General features: G+C 52.6%; 20 protein-coding genes. 1 reads left to right on the plus strand and 19 read right to left on the minus strand.

Going from position 1 to position 22,672, the window contains the following annotated elements; genetic code table 11:
• Positions 1 to 984: 984 nt before the first annotated feature.
• The 18 genes from bioC to liaF form a co-directional block, all read right to left on the minus strand.
• The gene (gene bioC, locus PUT07_RS04320; protein ID WP_274466557.1) at positions 985 to 1,809 is read right to left on the minus strand and encodes a malonyl-ACP O-methyltransferase BioC; all 825 of its coding nucleotides are present in this window, start codon (positions 1,807 to 1,809) and stop codon (positions 985 to 987) included.
• Positions 1,778 to 2,506, minus strand: a complete 729-nt coding sequence (locus PUT07_RS04325; protein ID WP_274466558.1) for an alpha/beta fold hydrolase — start codon at positions 2,504 to 2,506, stop codon at positions 1,778 to 1,780. The genes bioC and PUT07_RS04325 overlap by 32 nt, the downstream gene beginning before the upstream one ends.
• Positions 2,503 to 3,678: an 8-amino-7-oxononanoate synthase gene (gene bioF, locus PUT07_RS04330; protein ID WP_274467456.1), complete on the minus strand. Its 1,176-nt coding sequence runs from the start codon at positions 3,676 to 3,678 to the stop codon at positions 2,503 to 2,505. Before bioF ends, PUT07_RS04325 begins: the two co-directional genes overlap by 4 nt.
• Positions 3,679 to 3,699: 21 nt before the next feature.
• Entirely contained in the window at positions 3,700 to 4,695 is a 996-nt protein-coding gene (bioB, locus tag PUT07_RS04335) for a biotin synthase BioB (RefSeq protein WP_274466559.1), read from the minus strand.
• Positions 4,676 to 5,440 carry a dethiobiotin synthase gene (bioD, locus tag PUT07_RS04340; RefSeq protein ID WP_274466561.1) on the minus strand — a complete coding sequence of 255 codons (765 nt, stop codon included), beginning with the start codon at positions 5,438 to 5,440 and terminating at the stop codon, positions 4,676 to 4,678. Before bioD ends, bioB begins: the two co-directional genes overlap by 20 nt.
• A gap of 1 nt (position 5,441) precedes the next feature.
• Positions 5,442 to 6,800, minus strand: a complete 1,359-nt coding sequence (gene bioA / locus PUT07_RS04345; RefSeq protein ID WP_274466562.1) for an adenosylmethionine--8-amino-7-oxononanoate transaminase — start codon at positions 6,798 to 6,800, stop codon at positions 5,442 to 5,444.
• A 213-nt stretch (positions 6,801 to 7,013) separates the two neighbouring features.
• Positions 7,014 to 7,565, minus strand: coding sequence for an NADPH-dependent FMN reductase (locus PUT07_RS04350; protein WP_274466563.1), 552 nt, complete (start codon positions 7,563 to 7,565; stop codon positions 7,014 to 7,016).
• 162 nt (positions 7,566 to 7,727) lie between these two features.
• Positions 7,728 to 9,152, minus strand: a complete 1,425-nt coding sequence (gene glnA / locus PUT07_RS04355) for a type I glutamate--ammonia ligase (protein WP_274466564.1) — start codon at positions 9,150 to 9,152, stop codon at positions 7,728 to 7,730.
• Positions 9,153 to 9,388: 236 nt separating this feature from the next.
• The gene (gene aroF / locus PUT07_RS04360) at positions 9,389 to 10,432 is read right to left on the minus strand and encodes a 3-deoxy-7-phosphoheptulonate synthase (protein WP_274466565.1); all 1,044 of its coding nucleotides are present in this window, start codon (positions 10,430 to 10,432) and stop codon (positions 9,389 to 9,391) included.
• 128 nt (positions 10,433 to 10,560) lie between these two features.
• Positions 10,561 to 11,076 carry a DUF2062 domain-containing protein gene (locus tag PUT07_RS04365; RefSeq protein WP_274466566.1) on the minus strand — a complete coding sequence of 172 codons (516 nt, stop codon included), beginning with the start codon at positions 11,074 to 11,076 and terminating at the stop codon, positions 10,561 to 10,563.
• Positions 11,077 to 11,135: 59 nt separating this feature from the next.
• Positions 11,136 to 12,092 carry a 4-hydroxy-3-methylbut-2-enyl diphosphate reductase gene (locus tag PUT07_RS04370; RefSeq protein WP_274466568.1) on the minus strand — a complete coding sequence of 319 codons (957 nt, stop codon included), beginning with the start codon at positions 12,090 to 12,092 and terminating at the stop codon, positions 11,136 to 11,138.
• Between the two features lie 47 nt (positions 12,093 to 12,139).
• The gene (locus PUT07_RS04375) at positions 12,140 to 13,606 is read right to left on the minus strand and encodes a sensor histidine kinase (protein ID WP_274466570.1); all 1,467 of its coding nucleotides are present in this window, start codon (positions 13,604 to 13,606) and stop codon (positions 12,140 to 12,142) included.
• A 1-nt stretch (position 13,607) separates the two neighbouring features.
• Positions 13,608 to 14,297 carry a response regulator transcription factor gene (locus PUT07_RS04380; RefSeq protein ID WP_274466571.1) on the minus strand — a complete coding sequence of 230 codons (690 nt, stop codon included), beginning with the start codon at positions 14,295 to 14,297 and terminating at the stop codon, positions 13,608 to 13,610.
• Positions 14,298 to 14,448: 151 nt separating this feature from the next.
• Entirely contained in the window at positions 14,449 to 16,038 is a 1,590-nt protein-coding gene (locus tag PUT07_RS04385; protein WP_274466572.1) for a S1C family serine protease, read from the minus strand.
• Between the two features lie 150 nt (positions 16,039 to 16,188).
• Positions 16,189 to 16,602, minus strand: a complete 414-nt coding sequence (locus PUT07_RS04390; protein WP_274466574.1) for a YugN family protein — start codon at positions 16,600 to 16,602, stop codon at positions 16,189 to 16,191.
• 88 nt (positions 16,603 to 16,690) lie between these two features.
• Positions 16,691 to 17,338, minus strand: coding sequence for a response regulator (locus PUT07_RS04395; protein ID WP_274466575.1), 648 nt, complete (start codon positions 17,336 to 17,338; stop codon positions 16,691 to 16,693).
• Positions 17,325 to 18,395 (minus strand): HAMP domain-containing sensor histidine kinase, encoded by a 1,071-nt coding sequence (locus PUT07_RS04400; protein ID WP_274466576.1) that lies wholly within the window; start codon positions 18,393 to 18,395, stop codon positions 17,325 to 17,327. Before PUT07_RS04400 ends, PUT07_RS04395 begins: the two co-directional genes overlap by 14 nt.
• Positions 18,396 to 18,404: 9 nt before the next feature.
• On the minus strand, positions 18,405 to 19,523 hold the full coding sequence (gene liaF, locus PUT07_RS04405; RefSeq protein ID WP_274466577.1) for a cell wall-active antibiotics response protein LiaF: 1,119 nt from the start codon (positions 19,521 to 19,523) through the stop codon (positions 18,405 to 18,407).
• Positions 19,524 to 19,793: 270 nt separating this feature from the next.
• Here liaF and PUT07_RS04410 point away from each other — a divergent pair, with 270 nt between their 5' ends.
• Positions 19,794 to 21,080 (plus strand): ammonium transporter, encoded by a 1,287-nt coding sequence (locus PUT07_RS04410; RefSeq protein ID WP_274466578.1) that lies wholly within the window; start codon positions 19,794 to 19,796, stop codon positions 21,078 to 21,080.
• A 1,154-nt stretch (positions 21,081 to 22,234) separates the two neighbouring features.
• Here PUT07_RS04410 and PUT07_RS04415 read toward each other — a convergent pair.
• Positions 22,235 to 22,618, minus strand: coding sequence for a hypothetical protein (locus PUT07_RS04415; protein WP_274466579.1), 384 nt, complete (start codon positions 22,616 to 22,618; stop codon positions 22,235 to 22,237).
• Between the last annotated feature and the right edge of the window lie 54 nt (positions 22,619 to 22,672).

Raw genomic sequence — 22,672 nt, forward strand, 5'->3', positions numbered from 1 at the left:
AAGGACCGCTGTGTCCGTTAGGGAAAGCACGTCCTAGCATGGACGGGCAACAGCTAGTTCATACCCATTCCATCTGCTCAATCGGTTGGGCAGCCGCTCTATCTCCACGATCCCGTAGGTTCAGGTGACGGCTCACGGGCTCAACTACTCTATGACCACTATCCCGTTGGTTCAGGTGACGGCTCACGGGCTCAACTACTCTATGACCACTATCCCGTTGGTTCAGGTGACGAGGTTACGGGCTCAGCCACTCTATCTCCACTATCCCTTCGGTTCAGGTGACGGGTTACGGGCTCAGCTCCTCTACGTCCACTATCCCGTCGGTTCAGGCAACGAGGTTACGGGCTCAGCCACTCTATCTCCACTATCCCTTCGGTTCAGGTGACGGGTTTCGTGCCCAGCCATGCTATCTCCAATATCCCGTCGGTTCAGGTGACGGGTTACGGGCTCAGCCACTCTATCTCCACTATCCTTCGGTTCAGGTGACGGGTTACGGGCTCAGCTACTCTACGTCCACTATCCCGTCGGTTCAGGCAACGAGGTTACGGGCTCAGCCACGCTATCTCCACTATCCCTTCGGTTCAGGTGACGGGTTTCGTGCCCAGCCGCTCTATCTCCACTATCCCGTCGGTTCAGGTGACGGGTTACGGGCTCAGCTCCTCTACGTCCACTATCCCGTCGGTTCAGGTGACGAGTTGCGTGCTCAGCTACTCTACGTCCACTATCCCGTCGGTTCAGGTGACGAGTTGCGTACTCAGCCCCTCTACGCCCACTATCCCGTCGGTTCAGGCAACGAGGTTACGTGCTCAGCCACGCTACGTCCACTATCCCATCGGTTCAGGTGACGGGTTACGTGCTCTCGGTTCAGGCGACGAGGTTACGTGCCCAGCGGTTCGTCGTTTGCAGATCACACAGAGTGACGAGCACGCAGCCTTGTTCATGATCAACCCGCTATCCCGTGCATTCACGTGCTTTCCCCCCGCTCTAATCCCACTTTGCTCGCAGCGTTAAAAGCTCATAAGTCGCACCCACGCCCTCCTGTGTACTGAACTTGTTCGTGTACGCCTGGTACATCCCGGCAAACAAGCGGCGCGCGCTTACGCCAGGAACAGCCCTTGCTTCGGACGCGCTGGCCCCCAGTTCTTTGACGGCCAACAGGAAATCGCGCGGACTCGGATAGGTGGCGCGGTACATGCTTCGGCGCTCATGTACGGAGGTGAATCCGGCTTCCGCGAGCAGCTCGCACCACTCGGCACCGGACCGGAAAGCGAGTCCGTGCCTTTGCGGTCTCAGGTTCAGACTGCGATAAACTTCGTGAAAAGACGCATGCAGCTCATAAAATGTATCCGGCCCGAACGTCGAGAACGCGAGTTGGCCTCCCGGACGCAGCATCCGCCGCAGATGCCGCAGGGTCATCTTCGGATCTCTCAGCCACTGGAAGCAGGCGCTGGAGACGATCAAATCGAAGGAAGCCTCTTCGGCACAAGGGGACCAGCGCTCTACATCAGCTTGCAGGAATCGCACGCCTACGCCTGCCGCTTGCGCGGACTGGAGACGTCTCTGCGCTGCCTGAAGCATCCCGGGCGCGATGTCCAGAGCGGTAATCGCCGCTTGGGGCCACGCAGCCGCCAGCCGGCCCGTCAGATCGCCTGTCCCGCAGCCAACGTCCAGAATGACTGCCGGCTGGGCAACCTCATAAGGCAGCTCTTCCCCGAGCTGCATAGCCATAGTTCGCTGCACCGCGGCATGCCGGTCATAAGAACCTACAGAGCTTCGGTCAAATTGACGCGCTATCGGACTGCTGTGCATGGAGCCATCTCCTCACTTCCTTCGCTATTTCTTCCTCTCTGTCCAAAAAAGGGGCATGCCCGCACTCGGGGATAGCGTACAGACAGGCATAGGGCAGCCGGGCTGCAAGCTCGGATACGCCGCCAAACGGGCAAATCCGGTCCGCCAAGCCGTGGAACAGCAGCACGGGGCACTGAATGTCCGGCAGCATCTGCCTAAGATCTTCGCTTCGCAAAAGCTCGAGTCCGGCATGCAGTGCCGGCAATGTCCAGCTGCCTGCAGGGGCTAGCCGCTTCTCCACCCCAGCCCTTCGCTCGGCATCCGTCAGAAGCTGCTTTCGAAAAGCCGTTTCGACCGCATACGCATCATAATCGAGCGCTCTTATCATCTGCCTGACTATCGAATCCGGCTGGCCGAGCGCTTGCTCATGCTTGGAACGGACGAAGCATGCCGTAGCCGCAAAAAGGATCAAACCGTCCGCCAAGCCTTGAGCCGCCAGCCGCAAGGCAAGCAGCGCGCCGAGCGACCATCCGCCGATAAGCAAGGGGCCGCCGCTTTCCTTAGCTGCCGCTTCAGCCCGCCGCAGCAATTCGTACGGCGTCTGTGCATCGCTCAGATCGACGGGCAAGTGGCGATACAGCGGCAGCCTTTCCTGCAGCCGGCTGAAGACCGCTGGCGTCATGCTCCACCCCGGGAGCCATAGAAGGGTCCCGCTCATGACGTCAGCACTCCTAGTTCAAGCCCGACCTCGCGAATGCGTTCGGCGGCATCCTGCAGATCCTTATCGGTGTGAGCGAAGGATAAGGTAAAGCGAATACGAGCCGTTCCTTCCGGCACCGTCGGGGGCCGAATGGCGACTGCTGCGATTCCCCGCTCCTCCAGCATGGCGCTGAAGCGCAGGGCGGTTTCGTTGCCGCCGACGACGACCGGCACAATCGGCGAGTCGCCTGAGCCGGCTTGGAACCCGGCCTTGCCCAGCATGGCGCGGAACCGGCGGGCTGCCGCTCGCAGCCTGGTCCGGCGCCCATGCTCCTGCCGCACAAGGGTCAGCGCTTGTGCGATCCCCGCCAGCACCGATGGCGGCAGCGCCGTGGAGTAGACGAGTGGCCGGGCTTGATTGACAAGGAAGTCAATCAGTGTCCGGCTCCCGCATATATAAGCGCCGTAAACGCCGAAAGCTTTGCTGAATGTTCCCAGATGAATGTCCACCATATCTTGAATGCCGAGCTCATGGCATAATCCCTCGCCATACCGGCCATACATCCCTCCGCTGTGCGCCTCATCCACCATCAGCATAGCGCCGTGCTCTTGCTTAAGAAGCGCCAGCCTCCGAAGGGGGGCCTGATCTCCGTCCATAGAAAAAATGCTGTCGGTCACGATCAGCTTTCTCCGCCGGTCACGATGCTCGAGCAGCAGCGCCGCCAAATGCTCCATATCATTGTGACGGTAGCGCACCAGCTTCGCCCGGCTGAGCCGAATACCGTCCACGATGCTGGCGTGGTTCAGCCGGTCGCTGAATACGGCATCGTCCCGGCCGACGACTGCCGGAATTACGCCGGTATTCGCCATGTAGCCATTCGCGAACACCAACGCAGCTTCTTTGTTTTGCCAGGCGGCGATAGCCCGCTCAAGCTCATCATAAGCCGGACGATTCCCTGTCACAAGCCGCGATGCTCCTGCACCCGCACCTTCTCTGTAAAGCGCGGCTTGCATCGCCGACACAATGGCCGGATGGCGCGAGAGCCCCAGATAATCGTTAGCGGATAAATTGAGGATCGGGGGAGAATGTTCCTCCCGCCTCAAATAGCCCGGATATTCCGGAACCGTGTGGCACGTGCGCAGCGAACGCAGCATCGCGGTCCCCTGCCGTGCAGCGAGTTCTTGTTCCATCCAAGTCAAGGTTCCACCTCCTCAGAGCGCATTAAGCTCGATCTCGAAGCCCAAATCTTCGATCATCCGATGATCCGCGCCGGCTTCTTGGCCTGCCGTAGTCAAGTAGTCGCCTACGAATAGCGAGTTAGCCGCATAAAGCGACAACGGCTGAAGCGCCCGCAAATTCACTTCCCGGCCGCCGGCCACGCGGATTTCCTTGGCCGGACATAGGAAGCGGAACAATGCCAGCACCTTAAGCGCCTTCATTGCCGGCGTTCTCCCTGCACGCTCGAGAGGCGTGCCCGGAATGGCATTCAAGAAATTAATCGGAATGGAGTCGCTGTCCAGGTCGCGCAGCGCATAGGCCATTTCCACGATTTCGCGATCGCTTTCCCCCATGCCGATAATCACACCGGAGCAGGGCGACATGCCGTAGGTCTTGACTTTTTCGACGGTCTCAAGGCGGTCGTTATAGCTATGCGTCGTCGTAATCGCGGCATAGTTCGCTTGGCTTGTATTAAGGTTGTGATTGTAGCGGTGAACGCCCGCTTCGGCTAGACGCCGTGCTTGTTCATCCTTCAGGAGCCCCAGGCACGCACAAATTTTGAGCGGCATCGTCGCGCGAATTTCTTTGACAGCATCGGCCACTTGCTCCAATTCTTTATCTGTCGGTCCTCTTCCGGCGGCAACGATACAATAGGTACCCGCTTTCCGTGCCAAAGCCTCCCGCGCTCCCGCAAGCAGCGTATCCTTGTCCAGCAAGGTGTACTTCCGGACTGGCGCCGTTGAGACGATCGATTGCGAGCAATAACCGCAGTCTTCGGGGCATAGCCCGCTTTTGGCGTTGATGATCATATTCAGCTTCACTTTTTTCCCGTAATGGTACCTTCTCACCTGGAAAGCCGCCTGCAGCAGCGGCAGCACTTCATCGTTATCAGCTTGAAGTACCGCCAATCCTTCTTCTATCGTCAAACGTTCACCTTCTAACGCTTTCCGAGCCAGTAGCTGCCAATCTTTAAATACCGTTGTCGTCATCCTGCGGCCCCTCCATAAATTTGGATTTGGATGTAAGCTTGAGCGCTTGTCGAACAGCCTCCAAGTCAATCGATTGCCGAACCGTATGTACCAAAATGTCCCTGCTGACATCAGGCCCCAGCCGTGGAAATCGGCCGATGATGCGCAAGCCGCCATACCGGGCGATCATCTCCGCATTCGTGGCGACGCTCGGATCGTCTTGAACGGTACCCGCGCCGTCATTCAGAATGACGCCTGCAACGGGAATGCCGTAATGCCGCAGGAAGGCTGCCGTCATCAGCGTATGGTTAATCGTGCCCAATCCGGACCGGGCTACGATGAGCGCCGGAACTTGCAGCTGCGCAATCAGGTCCGCCACGAGGGCGTCCTCCGTCAGCGGAACCGCAGCGCCGCCTGCACCTTCGATGAGCAGCGCTTCGCTGCGCGCCGCCAGCGGCTTGCCGGCGGCAATAAGCGCCTGCAGCGTCAGCGTCACCCCGGCGCGTCCTGCGGCGAGCAGCGGCGCAAGGGGCGCCTCGAACGTGTACGGCGCCACGGCTTCAGGCGGCTCCGGGATTCCCGCGAGCCGCACCAGCCGCTCGGCATCGGTGTTCCCGCTGCCCAGCAGCGCGCCTGATTGCACCGGCTTCCAAACGCCGGCCTGCCAGCCTTCCGCACGGAGCGCTGCCGCGATCGCCGCGGTGACCAGCGTCTTCCCCACGCCGGTGTCGGTCCCCGTTACGAATAGACCTCGCATGTTCTCCATCCTAAGCACCGCTCCCTTCCGTAACGCTAACAATCGCTTCCGCCAAAATATCCGTCATCGCGTCTAGCTCCGATTCCGTGCTGGCCAGCGGCGGAATGAAGACGATCACATTGCCGAGCGGTCTGGTCAGCATGCCGAGCTCTCTCGCTTTCCGGCACGTTCGGACGCCGATTCGCTCCTCCCATGCATAAGGCTCGCCGGACTCTCGATCCCGCACAAGCTCGATACCGATCATTAGACCCTTCTGCCGAATATCGCCGACATGCGGTCTTTGTTTCAAGGCGGCGAGTTTATTTTCAACAAAGACGGATTTCGCTCGCACGCCCTCCAGAAGCGCTCGTTCCTCGAACAGCCTCAGACTGGCCAGCGCAACCGAGCATCCCAGAGGGTTACCCGTAAAGGAATGACCATGGAAAAATGTTTTCTGAGCCTCATAATCAGCATAGAACGCATCATAAACGTTATCGGAAGCCAGTGTCGCCGCCACAGGCAAATAGCCTCCGGTCAAACCTTTACCAACGACCATTAGATCCGGTGTTACGTTCTCCAGCTCGCACCCAAACATCGCCCCCGTGCGGCCGAAGCCCGTCGCAACTTCATCGGCGATCAGCAGCACGTCGTGCTTGCGGCATAGCTCCGCCATCTCGCGCAGGCAGCCTTCAGGCATGATCAGGATGCCGCTGGATCCCTGCACGATGGGCTCGACGATGAGAGCCGCAATCTCGTCCGCGCGAGCCTCCAGCAGCCCGCGCAAAGCATCGAGAGCCGCTTCCTTCGCCCCTTCCGCTCCGCCTTCATGGCGATAAGCGTGCGGATAGGGGATAACGTGCGACGGGAACAGCAGCGGCCTGAACACGTCATGATAAAGCGGTATGGCACCTACGCTGACCGCGCCAATCGTATCCCCGTGATACGCTCCGTTCATCGTTACAAACGTCTTTTTGCCGGTCGCTCCCTTGTTATGCCAGTATTGAAACGCCATTTTGATGGCGATCTCAACGCCAGTCGCTCCGGAATCCGAATAAAACACCTTATTTAAACCTTTCGGCGCTATGCCTGCCAGTTTCTCCGCAAGCTCGATAGCCGGTATATTGGCCATCCCCAGCAAGGTGGAATGCGCCACCCTCCCCAACTGATCGGTGATTGCTTGATTGAGCTCCGGCACATTGTGCCCATGCACATTCAGCCAGACGGATGAAAAACCGTCATAATAGGCGCGTCCATGCATATCATACAGCTTGACGCCCTCTCCGCGTTCAATGATGAGCGGGTCCTCGTTGTTGTAATCCTTCATCTGTGTGAAAGGATGCCATACGTGCGACTTATTCAGAGCGGCAAGCCGATCATAGTCCGTTGTCATGATGATCACCTCTTCTTAATTGTCAACTTATAAGTTGTTTTTATGGTTAACAATAGACCGAGGATAATTTTAGCAAATCACAGCACCATTGTAAACCAATTGTTCATCACTTTTGGTTAACAATATAAAAAGAACGATGCGAAGTATCACCCGACACTTCGCATCGCTCTTGTCTGTTTATGTTATAAAATAACTGCTGCTGTCGAAAATAAGTTATTGTCGAACACTCAGTAAACTTGTCAAATCGAGGAACGAGGAAACGACACGGCGAACGCGCAAATCGACATCAGGGTTGATATCGTCGAATGCCGCGCCTGGCTGGAAGCTTTTGCGCGCATCGCCGCCGATGGAGATCCATTCCGGGCTGTTAACACCATGCAGGTTGCGCACGATCGTTTGCAGCTGCGTCAATGAGCTTACCGCAATAGCACCGCCTGAGGAGCTGACCGATAGAACGGCCTTGTTATGGAAATGGTCTTGTCCAAGATGATCGAGCGCATTTTTGAGCACGCCGGAAATTCCGCTATGATACTCTGGAGTCGCAAGTACAATGCCGTCCGCTTCGAGCATAGTCCGCTTCAGATGTTCCAGTGCTTCATGCCCTCCGTGTGCATTCTCCGGCGAATAGAAAGGAACGGGCGTTTGGTACAAATCAATCAATGTGGATACGTGCCCGTTCGCGTTAATCAAATGCTGAATGTAGGCAGCAAGTTTCGTACTTGTCGCTGCGCGGTGATTACTGCCGGCAAGAAGTGCTATTTTCATGAAAAATCTTCCTCTCTACGTTGATAATAAGGACATAATTGACTATTGCTTCCATTATACATCACTTTTATCATTTAAAAATAAAAAAAGCTGCTCCCGCCATAGCGATCTACGGCAGAAACAGCTTTATTCGTTATGAAGATAGATAGAAGTGCTAAAGAATTAGCAGTCGAAGTACAGGTTGTACTCGTGCGGGTGAATGCGGATTGCAACTTGTTTCGCTTCGCCGCGTTTCAATTCGATGTAGTTATCGATGAAATCTTGTGTGAATACGCCGCCTTCAGTCAAGAAGTCGGAATCAGCTGCAAGAGCATCAAGAGCTTCATCTAATGTACCAGGAACGCTGCGAATTTCAGCTTTCTCAGCATCGGACATTTCATAGATGTTAGTATCGAAAGGACCATATCCAAGAGCGCGCGGATCGATTTTCTTCTTGATACCGTCAAGACCAGCCATCAACATTGCTGCGAAAGCAAGGTATGGGTTAGCTGTGCTGTCCGGTGTACGGAATTCGATACGGCAGCCTTTTGGTGTAACAGCCGCGATTGGAATACGAACTGCTGCAGAACGGTTACCTTTGGAGAATACCAAGTTAACCGGTGCTTCGTAACCAGGAACCAAACGTTTGAAAGAGTTCGTACTTGGGTTTGTGATCGCAATCAACGCAGGAGCGTGGTACAAGATACCGCCGATGTAGTTGATAGCCAGTTCACTAAGGTTAGCATATCCGCCTTTTTCGTAGAACAAAGGGTTGCCTTCGTTGAAGATGGACATGTGAACGTGCATACCGCTACCATTGTCGCCAAACAGCGGCTTAGGCATGAATGTAGCAACTTTGCCATATTCTCTAGCTGTGTTAGCAACGATGTATTTGTATTTGAGCAGGTTGTCTGCTGTTTTAGTCAAAGTGTCAAAACGGAAGTTGATTTCAGCTTGACCAGCTGTTGCCACTTCGTGATGGTGACGCTCGATACGAAGACCCGCGTCAGCAAGTCTGTTACACATTTCGGAACGAATGTCTTGTTGGGAATCGATTGGAGCTACTGGAACGTAACCGCCTTTAACTGGAACTTTGTAAGCAAGGTTGCCGCCTTCTTCTTTACGGCCAGTGTTCCAGCCCGCTTCTTCGGAGTCAACTTCGAAGTAAGACTTGTTCATGCCATTCTCGAAACGAACATCATCGAAGATGAAGAATTCGGATTCCGGTGCGAAGAATGCTGTCGTACCAACGCCTGTTGTTTGCAGATATTCTTCCGCTTTTTGAGCGATGCTGCGCGGATCGCGGTCATAGCGTTCGCCTTCAGGTGTATGGATGTTGCTCATAATGATCAATGTTGGGTGAGCTGTGAAAGGATCTACATATGCAGTTTCCGTATCTGGCATCATTACCATGTCAGATTGTTCAATACCACGGAATCCTGGGATGGAGGAACCGTCAAAAGCTACGCCGTTTACGAATGTTTCTTCGTCTACTTCAGAAGCTGGCAAAGAAATATGCTGTGCTTTACCGGAAAGACCTACGAAACGAAAATCTACCCACTCAATGTTTTTTTCCTTGATAAGGTTCAACACGTTTTGAACTGACATTTAAAAAACCCTCCCATTTCCGTACATTCAACGTACTTTACATGATTAATGTTCAACTTTTTGTTGTTATCTTGCACATATTATATAGCGATTAAGCTTTCACAGTCAATACTTATGTCAGGTATTTTTTATCGATGTGTAAGATATGCTCACACTATTTCACATAGTTTTCTTATATACAAAATAAGGAAGCGTGTTTCTTCTATAGAAGAAACACGCTTCCTTGAACATATGAATTAGGCCAGAATAGCTTCTTTGTGGGTATCGAATTTTTTGCCTAGCAGCGGCGCAAGCTTCTCCAGATCAACGAGCAAGTTCGCGAATTGGTCAGGGAATAGCGATTGTACGCCATCTCCCGTCATCGAATTGTCCGGATCCGTATGCATCTCGATGATCAATCCGTCCGCTCCGGCTGCAACGGAAGCTTTGGTCATTGGGACGACAAGCTCTCTGCGTCCTGTGCCATGACTCGGATCGGAGATGACCGGCAGGTGGCTCAGCTGTTTCAATACCGGAATCGCCGATAAATCGAGCGTATTGCGCGTGTAAGTCTCGAATGTTCGGATTCCGCGCTCACACAGCATAACGTTCGGGTTACCGCCGGCAAGAATGTACTCCGCGGCATTCAGGAATTCGTCGTAAGTAGCGCTGAAACCGCGCTTCAACAGGACAGGCGTCTGAATCGTGCCCAGCTTGCGCAGCAGATCGAAGTTTTGCATGTTGCGCGTACCTACTTGGAGAATGTCCGCATACTCGGCGCACACATCTACGTATTCCGGCGTCATCACTTCGGTGATGGTCAGAAGTCCGTGCTTCTTGCCGGCTTCCGCCATCATGATTAAGCCTTCGACGCCAACGCCTTGGAAGCTGTAAGGTCCGGTTCTTGGTTTGAACGCGCCGCCGCGCAATACTTGGCCTCCGGCCGCTTTCACCAGACGAGCGATTTCATCGATCTGCTCAGGGGATTCGACCGCACAAGGTCCGCCCATGACAACAAGCTGCTCGCCGCCGATTTCAACGCCTTTGATATTAATAACTGTATCTGCCGGATGGAAATCGCGGCTTGCTAGTTTGTATGATTTGGAAATTTTCACGACTTGTTCGACTCCTGACATTTGGCGCAGTTGTTCTGCTAATTTGGGATCCGCTTGACCGATAATTCCGATAACTGTACGGTCTTCACCTTTGGATACGTGAGCTTGCACACCTTGCTTCTCTATAAACTGTACGATTTCTTGAATACGCTCATCAGACGTTTTGTTGGAAGTAATGGCGATCATAATATACACGCTCCTTATATATGGGTCATTTCACTTAAACACTTCAACGCTTGTTCGCTTCTACGCTTTTAATCACTAAAGTAAATATACAACGCTTGACGAAGATTCGTCAAGCGTTAATTTATTTGCTATTCTTCCATCTTGGATGGCGCGAGTTGATCTTTGCGTAGTCTGCGTTTCTCCTTGCGGCGATTCGTATGATACTGAAGCACGAGCACGACGGGGAAATAAGCGATAAGACCAAGTATGGCTCCAACCACCATGCCACCCACTATCAAATCCAAACCGCTGCGAATTATATTGGAGAGAATGTGCGGCAGATGATGAATCAGATACACCTTGACATGCTTAGGGACTAACCAATCCCCGACCTGCTTATTGAGGATCGACAGCGGGAGATAGATCACCTTCCCGAACACGAACCCAATCAATGCGGCAGGCAAATTAGCTCTCAACAAATACACCAATGGAAAAATAAGAACGAATGCAAACCCAGCTGTCGGTAGTGTAAACATTTCTATCGCTAAGCCAATCGAAAAGCCCCTTGCAACTTTGGATGGCCCGCCTTTGGCACGTAGTAGAAGCAAATACTTATACCTGAACCAGCGTTTAGTGCTTTTCCAATCGTAGCGAGTTTTCATCATTTTCACCTTCTGAGTGCTCTGCATGCTGGTCACGATCCCGCCCTGTGGAATAATAAGAATCACTCACTGCTGGCTGATTTGGATTTAACGGCCGGTATGAGCTTTTTCATATTGATACTACGTATAATAGCCCAAGTGGTTTCATCTTTCGGATCATATTGCTCAAGGTAAGATATGACTTCTTTGGTAATCGGTGTCGGCGTGGAAGCGCCCGAAGTGACACCGACCTTCCGTACATGCTTCAACCATTCCCGATTCAGTTCCGTAATATCCGCAATTCGATACGCTCTAACGCCTGCAATTTCCTCTGAAACCTGCGCCAGACGATTGGAGTTATTGCTCTTAGGATCGCCGACCACGATGACGAGATCAGCTTCCTTCGCTTGCTCGGCCACCGCTTCCTGGCGCACCTGTGTCGCCAAGCAGATTTCATTATGAATTTCCGCTTTGGGGAACAGCTCCAACAGACGGTTCATGATATGTCGGATGTCCCATTGACTCATTGTCGTTTGGTTCGTAATAATGATGCGGTCAGCCCGTACTTGCAGCCGGTCGGCTTCTTCAAGCTTCTCGATCAAATGAACTTTGTCAGGAGCGACACCCATGGCGCCTTCCGGCTCCGGATGCCCCTTCTTCCCAATATAGATCACTTCGTAGCCGTCCGCTACTTTCTCGCGAATTAAATCGTGCGTCTTCGTTACGTCCGGGCAGGTCGCATCCACGACAGTAAGGCCCTTGTCTCTGGCCCGGCGCCGAACCTCAGGCGAAACGCCGTGCGCGGTGAAGATGACGGTCCCTTCTTCAATCTGCTCCAAAATCTCAAGACGGTTCTCGCCATCCAGCGTGATGACGCCTTCCTCCTTGAAGAAATCCGTGACGTGTGCATTATGCACAATCATGCCTAATATATATATAGGTCTGGGAAGATTTAAATTTTTGGCTGTTTGCATCGCCAATGCCATCGCATCAACGACACCATAGCAATAGCCTCTTGGAGATATTCGAACGACTTCCATGACTTCCACCTGCCTAAGCAATCTATTTTCTTATTCATTATAGCTGATTACACAGGTAGAGGAAAGTTAGCCGGAAGCCAGATCATAAATGTAGTGCCTTCATCCTTGCGCGTCGTCACTTCCACGGATCCGCCGTGTTCGTCAATAATCCATTTGGCAATCGATAATCCCAAGCCGGTCCCTGATGTAACCCCTCTGGATAAGTCCGCCCGATAGAATCTGTCGAAAATGTGCGGAACATCCTCTTTATCTATGCCGATCCCCGTATCCGCAATCTGAATGCCGACGAAATTATTCGTCCTTGATGCTTGCAGCGACACCGTTCCTGACGGCGTATACTTGAATGCGTTCTCGATGAAAATAAACAGCAGCTGCTGCAAATAGTCGCGATTGCCCTCCACGATGGCATGCTCCAGCGCATCCAGATCGCCTACCTGCCAATCGGCCGTATGATCCAGCAGCTGCGCCCTCCGCGCTACCTCTTGAACGAGCGGAAGCATCTCGACCGGACTTTTCTCCATCACGACGCCGGCATCCGCTCTGGCCAGCGCCAGCAAATCGTTGACAAGCCTGCTCATGCGCTGCGCTTCACCGGCGATATCATGCATCGCTTCCAGCGACATCTGCATCTGCTCGGGTGTCGCCAGCTCCGTCCCGGCCGTCTTCTTCCACATCTTCTCGAGCAGATCGACATTGCCGCGGATCGTCGTCAGCGGCGTTCTCAGCTCATGCGAAGCGTCGGAAACGAATCTCCGCTGGGCACGGTACGCTTCATCCAGCTCCAAGTACGTAATCTGGATACGCGAGAGCATCCCGTTAATCGTCTCGGTTAGACGGCCGATTTCGTCCAGCGGCCCTTCATATTCGATCCGCTTCTCCAGATCGTCTCCGCTGCCGATTTGGTTCGCGGCGTCGATAACGCGCTCGATCGGCTGAAGCGCCTTGCGCGATAAGAACCAGCCCAGCGACGCGGCAACGATGATCGTCAGCAGCGCCCAGATCATGAGAATATATTTGAGCGTAACCGCCGTCTTCTCATAGCTGCCAATAGGTACGGCCGCTTGAAGAACGCCAATCAGGTTATGCTGGTCATAGATGCCTTGATAGTAGATGAGGAAATCCTGCCCTAACACTTTCGTCTTTTGAAAGAAGCCGTCATCGTCTCCCATTAATTTATCGAGATTCGATTTCTCAAGCGGAAGGATGACATCATAAAATTCCAAGTTAGCCGAGCGGTTATAACTCTTAAGTTTAACATTATATAATTGCAGGAACGTATTGGTTGAATAGAAGTCTCTGCTCTCCAGCTCCAATTCCACTACGAGCCCCTTCTGTGAAAGGGCAAGGCTTTTTTGAATACGCGAGAACGTATTCCCCGCCTCTCTTTGCACGTCCTGACGAATCTGATCATACAAGAAATAATTCAAGAAAAAATACAGCACGATACCGAACAGCAGCATCGTCAGCGCCAATACCCCCGAATACCAGAGTGTCAGCCGCAAGCGAAGCGACATATCAATTTTCTCCTCTCAGTACGTAACCCGCTCCCCGGACGGTTTGAATCAACCGCTTATGGCCGTATTCTTCCGTCTTTTGACGGAGCAGCGCGATATAAACCTCGAGCACATTGGATTCTCCGCTGTAATCGTAGCCCCATATTTTCTCCATAATAATATCGCGCGACAGGACACGTTTCGGATTCTGCATGAACAAATGCAGCAAATCGAATTCCTTGGTTGTCAACTCAATCAATTTATCGCCGCGGAACACCTCGCGGGTATCCAAGTCCAGCGTCGTATCCTCGAAGATCAACCGGTTCGTCGGCTGCTCGGTACGTTCGGTTCTGCGGCGCAGCAGCACACGCACTCTGGCGAGGAGCTCTTCCAGTGCGAACGGTTTAACCAAGTAATCGTCTGCCCCCAGGTCCAGGCCTTTGACACGGTCGCTGATTTCATCTTTGGCCGTCAGCATCAAGATCGGCACCTCGCTTCCGCTTTCGCGAATGCGGCGAACGACCTCCCATCCGTCGATCTGCGGCATCATGACATCCAGGATGAGCAGGTTGGGCTCGGATTTCAGCATTTGCTTCAGTCCCTCTGCCCCGTTGCTGGCCGTTTCTACGGAATATCCTTCGAATGCCAAGCCGCGCCGCAGCATGGATGTAATTTTCTCATCGTCATCGATCACCATAATGTTTTCTCTCATCGGTATGCCCCCTTCGTTCCTTTCCTTCCATTGTATTCAAATTGCGCGATCCAAGCAAAAAAAGAAGCGGAGCCTGCAAGCTTACGGCCGCGGGTCTCCACTTCCTTTTTTATCCGTACTAACCTTTGTCTATATCTAAGATGTCGATTGTTTATTGAGCCGGAGTTTCAGCCAGTGTGTTTTTGTCGCCGACGGTTACAGGCACTTCCATGCGCTTCCCGTCGCGAATGAGACCCAAGGTTACTTTATCGCCGACTTTCGTTGCTTGAACCTTGGTGATGAGCTCCTGCGAGTTTTTGATCTTCGTGCCGTTGATATCCACGATGACGTCATATTGGCGCAGACCCGCTTGGAACGCCGGACTCTTCCGTTGAACGCTGCCTACTAAAGCTCCATCCGTGTTGGACAGTTTCAATTCGCTGACCCAATCTTTGCCGATATCCTGCAAGCCTACACCGAGATATGGAACAGGCTCTTTCGGAATTTCAACGTTGTTTTTCAAGTTATCCAGCACAGAGGAGATCGTGCTAGTCGGAATGGCGAACCCGATGCCTTGCGCCTGCGAGCTAACCGCCGTATTGATGCCGATCACTTCACCATTCAGGTTCAGCAGCGGTCCGCCGGAGTTACCCGGGTTAATGGAAGCATCCGTTTGCAGCAAATGTTTGTACTCGCGAGTCCCTTTGGAATCCGGGATGGAGATCGGACGTTCCTTCGCGCTGAGCACTCCTACCGTTACCGTGTGGTCGAAGCCGTACGGGTTCCCGATGGCTACAACCCAGTCGCCGACGTTCACATCTTCCGCTTTACCTAGTGGAAGAATCGGGAAGTCTTTGTCGCCTTCAATTTTGAGCACGGCCAGATCGAGATCGTAGCTGTTGCCCAGCAGCTTCGCTTTGAACGGCTTGTCGTAGCCTTCAACTGTGATTTGAACTTCATCCGCACCGTCAACCACGTGCTCGTTCGTTAGAATATATCCCGTCTTCTCGAAGATGAAGCCGGTTCCCATTCCTGCCGGCTGAAGCTCACCGTTGGAGGAATCCTGCTGGTTGCTCTTCGGAACCGTACCGCCATTGTCACCGAAGAACTGACGGAAGAACGGATCATCGAAGAGGGAATTGCCGCCGCGTGAAGTCTGCTTAGGCTTCACCAGCGCTTCGACCTTCACGATCGCCGGTCCGGCATTCTGGGCGATAGCGGAAATGTTGCCGGGGCGAACGACGTCAAGTGCAACATTCTTCACATCGCCATTGTCGCTGGAGCTCTTCGCTGTCGCAGTCGCCGTAGAGCTGGACGCCAGCGGCTGATTGCCCGTGAACAGGTTCATCTTGTCAGCGCTGAACATCAGGCCGCCTACGACTAGCGCGCCTGCCAGGAAGGCCGCGAATACGCTTTTCACGGAGGTGCGTCTTCTGGATTGCGGGTCCCAGTGCCCTCCGCCTTGGGAGGAACCGTTATCCGGTCCGAAGCTGAACGGACGCAGGTTCTTCGGCGGCGTAACTTCTACACTGGATGTGCCTTCCGTTCCGGAGGCGGAAGTGACCAAGGCTTCCTGCTCGTGGTTGTCGTTGAAAGCCGATTTGTACGGCCCGTAAGAGTAATAGTAGGAAGGTCTCTCTTTGTTCGGATCGTGCTGATCTCCCTGACCTACTTCCCTGCGGTTCATTGCATCATTGTCGTTCTCGCTATTGTTATTCTGCGACTTGAAGAAATCGCTGTAGTCTTTTTTGTTGTCGTCCATAGTCTTTCTTACCTCCACCGTCTAATAATTGTTATGATGTGCATTTCATTGTCAGTTGAATGATGTCTTGCTGTCTATGGTTCTATCATGCACTCACAACCTTAAACGAATATTAAAAATCAATAAAATGGAGGTAAAAAAAGGACTGTGCTAGTGGATCCAGGCTTGTTCGACCTTCTTGAGCAGTCCGGCCGCTTCCTTCACCCATTTGTCTTCCACCTGGGCATCCGGATCCAACGGGGCTTGAAACTGGTCGACCATGGCGCCGTATGTTTCCGCTTCCGCCTCATGATCCAGCCCTTCATTATAGACATGCTTCAGGACGAAAGGCGTACCGACCTCGACAATCGCATCCGTCGCCTCCGTATCGCCCTCGATTCGCCCGGTCACGACCTGGAAAGGAATTCGCAGCCATACCTTATGCGCTTCATCCAAATACCGGTCGAAATATCCGTGATCGTAATCCCAGTTTCCACCCAATGTAAATTCGAACTCATGCAGGTGGTCTCTCACACTGTCGAAAGATTCTTTGACCTGCTCCAATGATGAAGATATTGTTTTCATGCCGACACTCCTTAAGCGCTTCTTTTAATTGTCTTACGCATAGAATGTGCCAAAATGTAGTTTTTATGTGCCAATGCTGCCTGCGAAATCAAACCCATCCTTTGCGGTGAGCGAAAATAGCAAGCTGTGTGCGGTCATCCAATTCGCACTTCATCAGAAGGTTGCTGACATGCGTTTTGACCGTCTTGATACTGATGAAGAGCTCCTCGGAGATCTCCTTGTTGCTCTTGCCTTCGGCGATGAGCAGCAGCACTTCCTTCTCTCTGGAAGTTAAGCCTTCTTCCTCCGGCATGACACTGCGTTGTCTGACGCCACGGGTCAGTGCGAGCGACACTTCCGAGTTCATGACCGGCATGCCGCGGTAAGCGCTCTGGATCGCATGAATCAGCTGGTCGGAGGAAACGGTCTTCAGCATGTAGCTGATCGCGCCGGATTCTACCGCTTCGAGCACCTTGCTTTCTTCAAGGAAACTCGTCAGCATAATGATGCGGACCTGCGGAAATTTACCGCTTATTAATTTCGTGGCGCCAATGCCATCGAGCACCGGCATCGTCAGATCCATCAGAATGACGTCCGGAAGCTTCTGTGCTAATTCACCGTTCAACTTATCGAACGCCTCTTGACCGTTGCTTGCCTCCCCGACAACTTGCATATCCGGTTCCATCGAAATATACGTCCGAAGTCCTACCCGTACCATATCATGATCATCCACAATCATCACTTTAATGCTGCTCATTCTTCTTCCCCGCTTTCTCCCCATGGTCGGCGCCCGACGTTCCCGTGAAACGCGGAATGCGAACACGTACTCGTGTGCCGGCTCCTATTTTACTATCGATTTCAACATCTCCGCCGAGCTTCTGCGCCCGCTCTCTCATCGTCGACAACCCGTGCGAAGCGGAAGGAATGTCGCTGCGCTCGAAGCCTTGACCGTCATCCTGCAATTGCAGGACATACTGGTGTTCTCTTTCATAGATCGCTAGCCGTACGCCTTTGGCTGAAGCATGCTTCACAACATTGGCGAGACCTTCCTGAACAATGAGAAAAAACTGATGCTCGATCGCTTCGGAGATCGTATCGTGCAGCGAAACATCAAGCTGGCCCTGCAGCTCGTGCGTCCGGCAGTATTCCGGAAACCACTTCTCCAGGGCTTCTTGCAAGCTCATGTCGTTCAACTCGATCGGGCGAAGCTGCGAAATCAGTCCACGCATCTGCTTCTGGGCATGATGAGACATTTGAATCAATTGATTCATAACGGTTGGCGCTGCATCCGGATTTCTCTCCAGAATCTTCGGCAGCGACGATGCCGACATATGAATGGCGAACAGCTCTTGGGAGACGGTATCATGCAAATCCCGCGCAAGCCGGCGCCTCTCCTCCATCACGGCGCTCTCCGTGAGCTCCTGATCGCGCATCGCTTCGGCCTCGCCCAATTTCTGCAGAAGTTGGACGCGCTCTTCGACCGATTCGGCCATTTGATTGAAAGCATCATACAAATACATGAACGGTTCAACGGGTTCGATATCCACCCTGCTGGAGAAATTCCCTTTGGATAATTCGAGCATGGCTACGTGAAGTTCATCAACCTTGCGCTGCCATCTTTTGGTCGCCACATATCCGACGGTTAAGCAGACCGCCAAAATGGCAATGAGGAACCATATCCGGAACTCCCATGAGGCAAGCTCCTGCGTATAATATTCCAGCACGATGAAGATACTGGAAACCGTAATTAAACTCGATATCAGAAAGTAATTCAGCAGCTGCCACTTCATATTGAACATTCGCAATTTGTACATGCTTCATCCTTACCCTATCTTTTTAATAGTAATGTCGCCAATAAACATGCTCGTGGTCACAACAATCTTCCGCTCCGCTTCTTCGTAATGCGACGTTTGCGTTCTCACGCTGCGCAGAAATCCGCTCTCGCGGCGGTCAAGCACTTTCATATCGCCGATGAAAGAACTCGCCATGACGCGGACCTCGACATCCAGATCGTTCGGGATAAAAATTTTCACATCGCCGATAAAAGCCGTTACATGGATCGTCGTCTCTCCTAGCGGTATGGAAGCGCGGGTAAGATCAATGACGGAATCGCCGATGAAGTGGGAGATTTGAACGGGCTTCAGCTCCCACGCTTCCTGGCCGAGATGCACATCGCCGATGAAACCGTGACGGTGGAGCACATCGCCGTTATCGAAGTTCCGGACGAACTCGCCATACCGGTGTCCATGGCGGTGAAGATCATGTGTCTTCGGCTGATCTGCGGACTTGACCGGGGAGTTGGACTTGGTTCCGGACTCCGTTCCCAGCCACTCCTCGGCGTACTTATGGTGGAATTCACCATGGATGTCCTTCAGGACCTCTTTCTCTTCATCGCTTAGCGTATGCTTCGCTTCATTTCCCGAGAAATGATCGGTTGTCTCTTTCTCCGTGTGGTCTGAAGGCTTCTTCGGCTCATGCCAGTTGGAAGCGTCCCACGGGTTACGGTGCTGCTCATGCTGCCGTCTTCTTGCTTCCCGTCTCTCTCTTCTCGCCTGATCTCTGGCTTCCCGCATCGCCGTCCAATCCGGCGACTCCCGGCGTGCCGGACGGAAAATCACATTCAAGCCAACCAGTATCAGCGCGACAGGTGCCAATATTTTGAACATGTCCCCAATGGACCGGTCGGTCAAATTTAAATTTTTCAGCAAAAAGATCGTCCCGGCTCCACAAATAAGCAAGCTCCATATCGAGCCTCCCCAATGATACTTTCGCTGCCATATGAACCCCACCAGCCCGTAAAAAATAAGTATGACAGGCCAATACGTGGAAAGGATATAAGCAAGATCAACATGAATGAACCCTAATTGGTTAAGTAAAAAAAGGATACCTGCCGTGACGAGGACAAGCCCCCAAATCATGCGCTGAAACAGATGCGGATTCATACTTTCTTCCTCCATTTGTGTAGATCGTCGTTAAGCTACTTCTAGTCTATAAGATACGAACGGGAATGAAAAGAGACGAAGGATTGAAGCGCACCTCGGTCTGGAGACTGAGTTTTCAATAGAAATTAGACAATACCTAACACGGAAATGGTAAAAACGAACAATTGAGTCGTTATGTCATATATTCTTACGCATTCCGTTGACATGTTTATCATCAGACCCGTATAATTGTTCCATTAGAACGCTATCATTATAAGGAGAAATGATGCCATGGATCAAATCCAACAGCTTTCCAGCGGTCTAGATACCATCTGGGTGGTTTTGACAGCTGCGATGATTCTATTGATGGAAGGGGGCTTCGCCTTACTTGAGGCAGGCTTTGTCAGACAGAAGAATGCGGTAAGCATCATTATGAAAGTGTTTGTTGATATCGCTTTCGGAGCACTCATTTTTTATTTTATCGGTTTCGCCCTTATGTACGGCAAGGATGCGGGCGGATTCATCGGGACATCGGGTTTCTTCATGGGAGGAGATTTGTCGCATATCGTGCTCAACATCTCACATGAGACTTACTGGTTGTTCCAATGCGCCTTCGTCATCGCGGTGATCTCCATCGTTTCGGGAGCCGTTGCAGAGCGAATCAATTTCCGTGCTTACATTCTATACACCATTGCTATGACAGGCTTGATCTACCCGATCGCGGGCCATTGGGTATGGGCGGTTGGCGGTTGGCTCGGAAAGCTTGGGATGGTCGATTTCGCCGGTTCGGCCGTCATTCACGCCCTTGGCGGCTTCTCCGCACTTGCGGCGGCCATTATTATCGGTCCGCGTATCGGCAAATTTTCGAAGAACGGCTCGGCCAATATCGTTCCGCCGTCCAATCTTCCGCTTGCTTCCGTAGGCGCCTTCATCCTTTGGTTCGGCTGGTTCGGCTTCAATTCAGGAAGCACGCTCAGCGCCACCAATACGTCGATCGGCCACATCGCCGTCACGACGATGCTGGCCGCAGCAGCGGGAAGCGCAACGTGCATCCTGTTCACGATGCTGCGCTACCGCAAGGCGGACCCGCCGATGGTGATCAACGGCGCGTTGGCCGGGCTGGTCGGCATCACTGCCGGCTGCGCCTTTGTCAGTGACGCCGCCGCCATTCTGATCGGCGCCGTCTGCGGCATCGCCATGGTCTATGCAACGGAAATGCTGGAAGCCAAACAAATCGACGATCCTGTCGGAGCTTTTCCCGTCCATGGCATTAGCGGAAGCATCGGCACGCTGGCAGTCGGGTTGTTCGCCCAACCCGATTCGATCCGCGAGGGAACGGCCGGTTTATTTTATGGCGGCGGCTTCGGGCTGCTCGGTGTTCAGGCGTTGGGTCTTGTGACGGTTTGTATTTGGGGCTTCGCTCTCACTTGGGGCGCTATGAAGCTGATCGGGCTTATTACGCCGCTGCGTGTGAGCCGTGACGAGGAGCTCGTCGGCTTGGATGTGGGGAGCCACGGGGTTCCGGCGTACAGCCAGGAGGACGGATTTCTCGATTTGGAGCAATTGAAGCGAGGGTAATTGGTTGAAGGTGCGGTTCCTTTTGTGAACTGCACCTTTTTTTGTGTGCGCGGGGGTGCAAAAGCGATTGTATTTGTATTCGAATAATCATACACAATTCGGCTCTTAGCCGCTTCCCCCGGTGATTCTATTCGAATAATCATACACATTCAGCGCTTAGCCGCCTCTTTCGGTGATTCTATTCGAATAATCATATACATTTCGGCTATTAGCCGCTTCTTCCGGTGATTCTATCCGAATAATCATACACATTTCGGCTGCGGCTCCTCTTCCAGAAGCACGTAACTTGAATTAAGTCATTCCAGTTATTCTTACAGTAATAGAGCTAGGTAGCGGAATAACGGGAGTTTTCCCATATATCGCTGGCGGGGGCGGAGATGCGGACGAGCGAAGGGGATCAACCTACTTTCGACGTAAACAAGCTAGCTCAGAGAGCGAACCTTACCCCTGGTCACCGTAACTGGAATTCCTCCTGTTAAAACATCGAAATCCACCTCGCGCTGCAGCCACAACTGGAAATTCTCCTGCTAATTCCGCCAAAAGTGCCACGTTTGTTCAACTAGTTTGGTTATTAACTGGAGACATTCCAGTTATTCACTCTGTAAGAGAGTTAGGTGGTGGAGTAACGGGAGTTTTTCCATCTATGCTCCCGGGGGAGGGGGGGGGAGAGGCGGACGAGCGAAGGGGTATCCAACCTGATAGAGGGCTCGGTATCCACTGCTGCATCACAAGAACCACATTGCTACTTTCACGTAAACAAGCTAGCTCAGGGAGCGCCCCTTGCATCGTATCACCCGTACTTTGAATTTATCCAGTTAAAACATCGAAATCCCCCCGCGTCGAAATTGCAACTGAATTTAATTACTCCTGCTATTCCCACCTTGTCCCCCTCCTCTCATCACAATAACTGGTCTAACTCCTGTTAACTTTCGTGAAAGTGCCGTTTCCCTTCACGATTGTTTTTTCTAACTGGAGTAATTCGTTCCGCAAGTCCATTCGGCAGCAGAAAAGCTGGGCTAGAGTTATCTTGTAAGGGACACGCCTTACATCGCGGCGCATAGTGTGCACCCACGCCTACCACTCGGCTGGCATCATACCTATCGCATCATACGCAAAAAACCCTTCCATAAAGGAAGGGTTCCATTTCCATGTATTCAAGACATTAAATCTTCAAAATCATCCGGGATCGTGATCACGTCGCCTGGTTTGGATTCATTCATGATCTGCCTGGCACGGGCAATCTCCGCACGCAGCTTATTCACTTGCTCCATCGGCTTCTTCACATAATGAATGTACTCGACGGCCAGATGGTGGTCAGGTTTCTTGCCGGTGAACATGCGGCGAAGCGACGACATCGCCTGATACGCACGCTCTTCCTTCATTCTCTTCATTTCGTATCGCTCGACAACTTGCTCAATCTCTAAAGCCTGCTGCTCTTTGCGGGCAATGTAAGCTTCTAAGAAAGGAAACACCTCAGCGGCTTTCCGTGGAGTACGTTGAGAATTACCGTCCAATCGCATAGCATTCAGCATCGTCATTTCACCTGTCTCCCCATGTCAACATTCATCACAGTAATCTTATTTTACACTAAA

This window comes from Paenibacillus sp. MAHUQ-63, from assembly GCF_028765165.1.
Taxonomy (GTDB): Bacteria; Bacillota; Bacilli; order Paenibacillales; family NBRC-103111; genus Paenibacillus_E.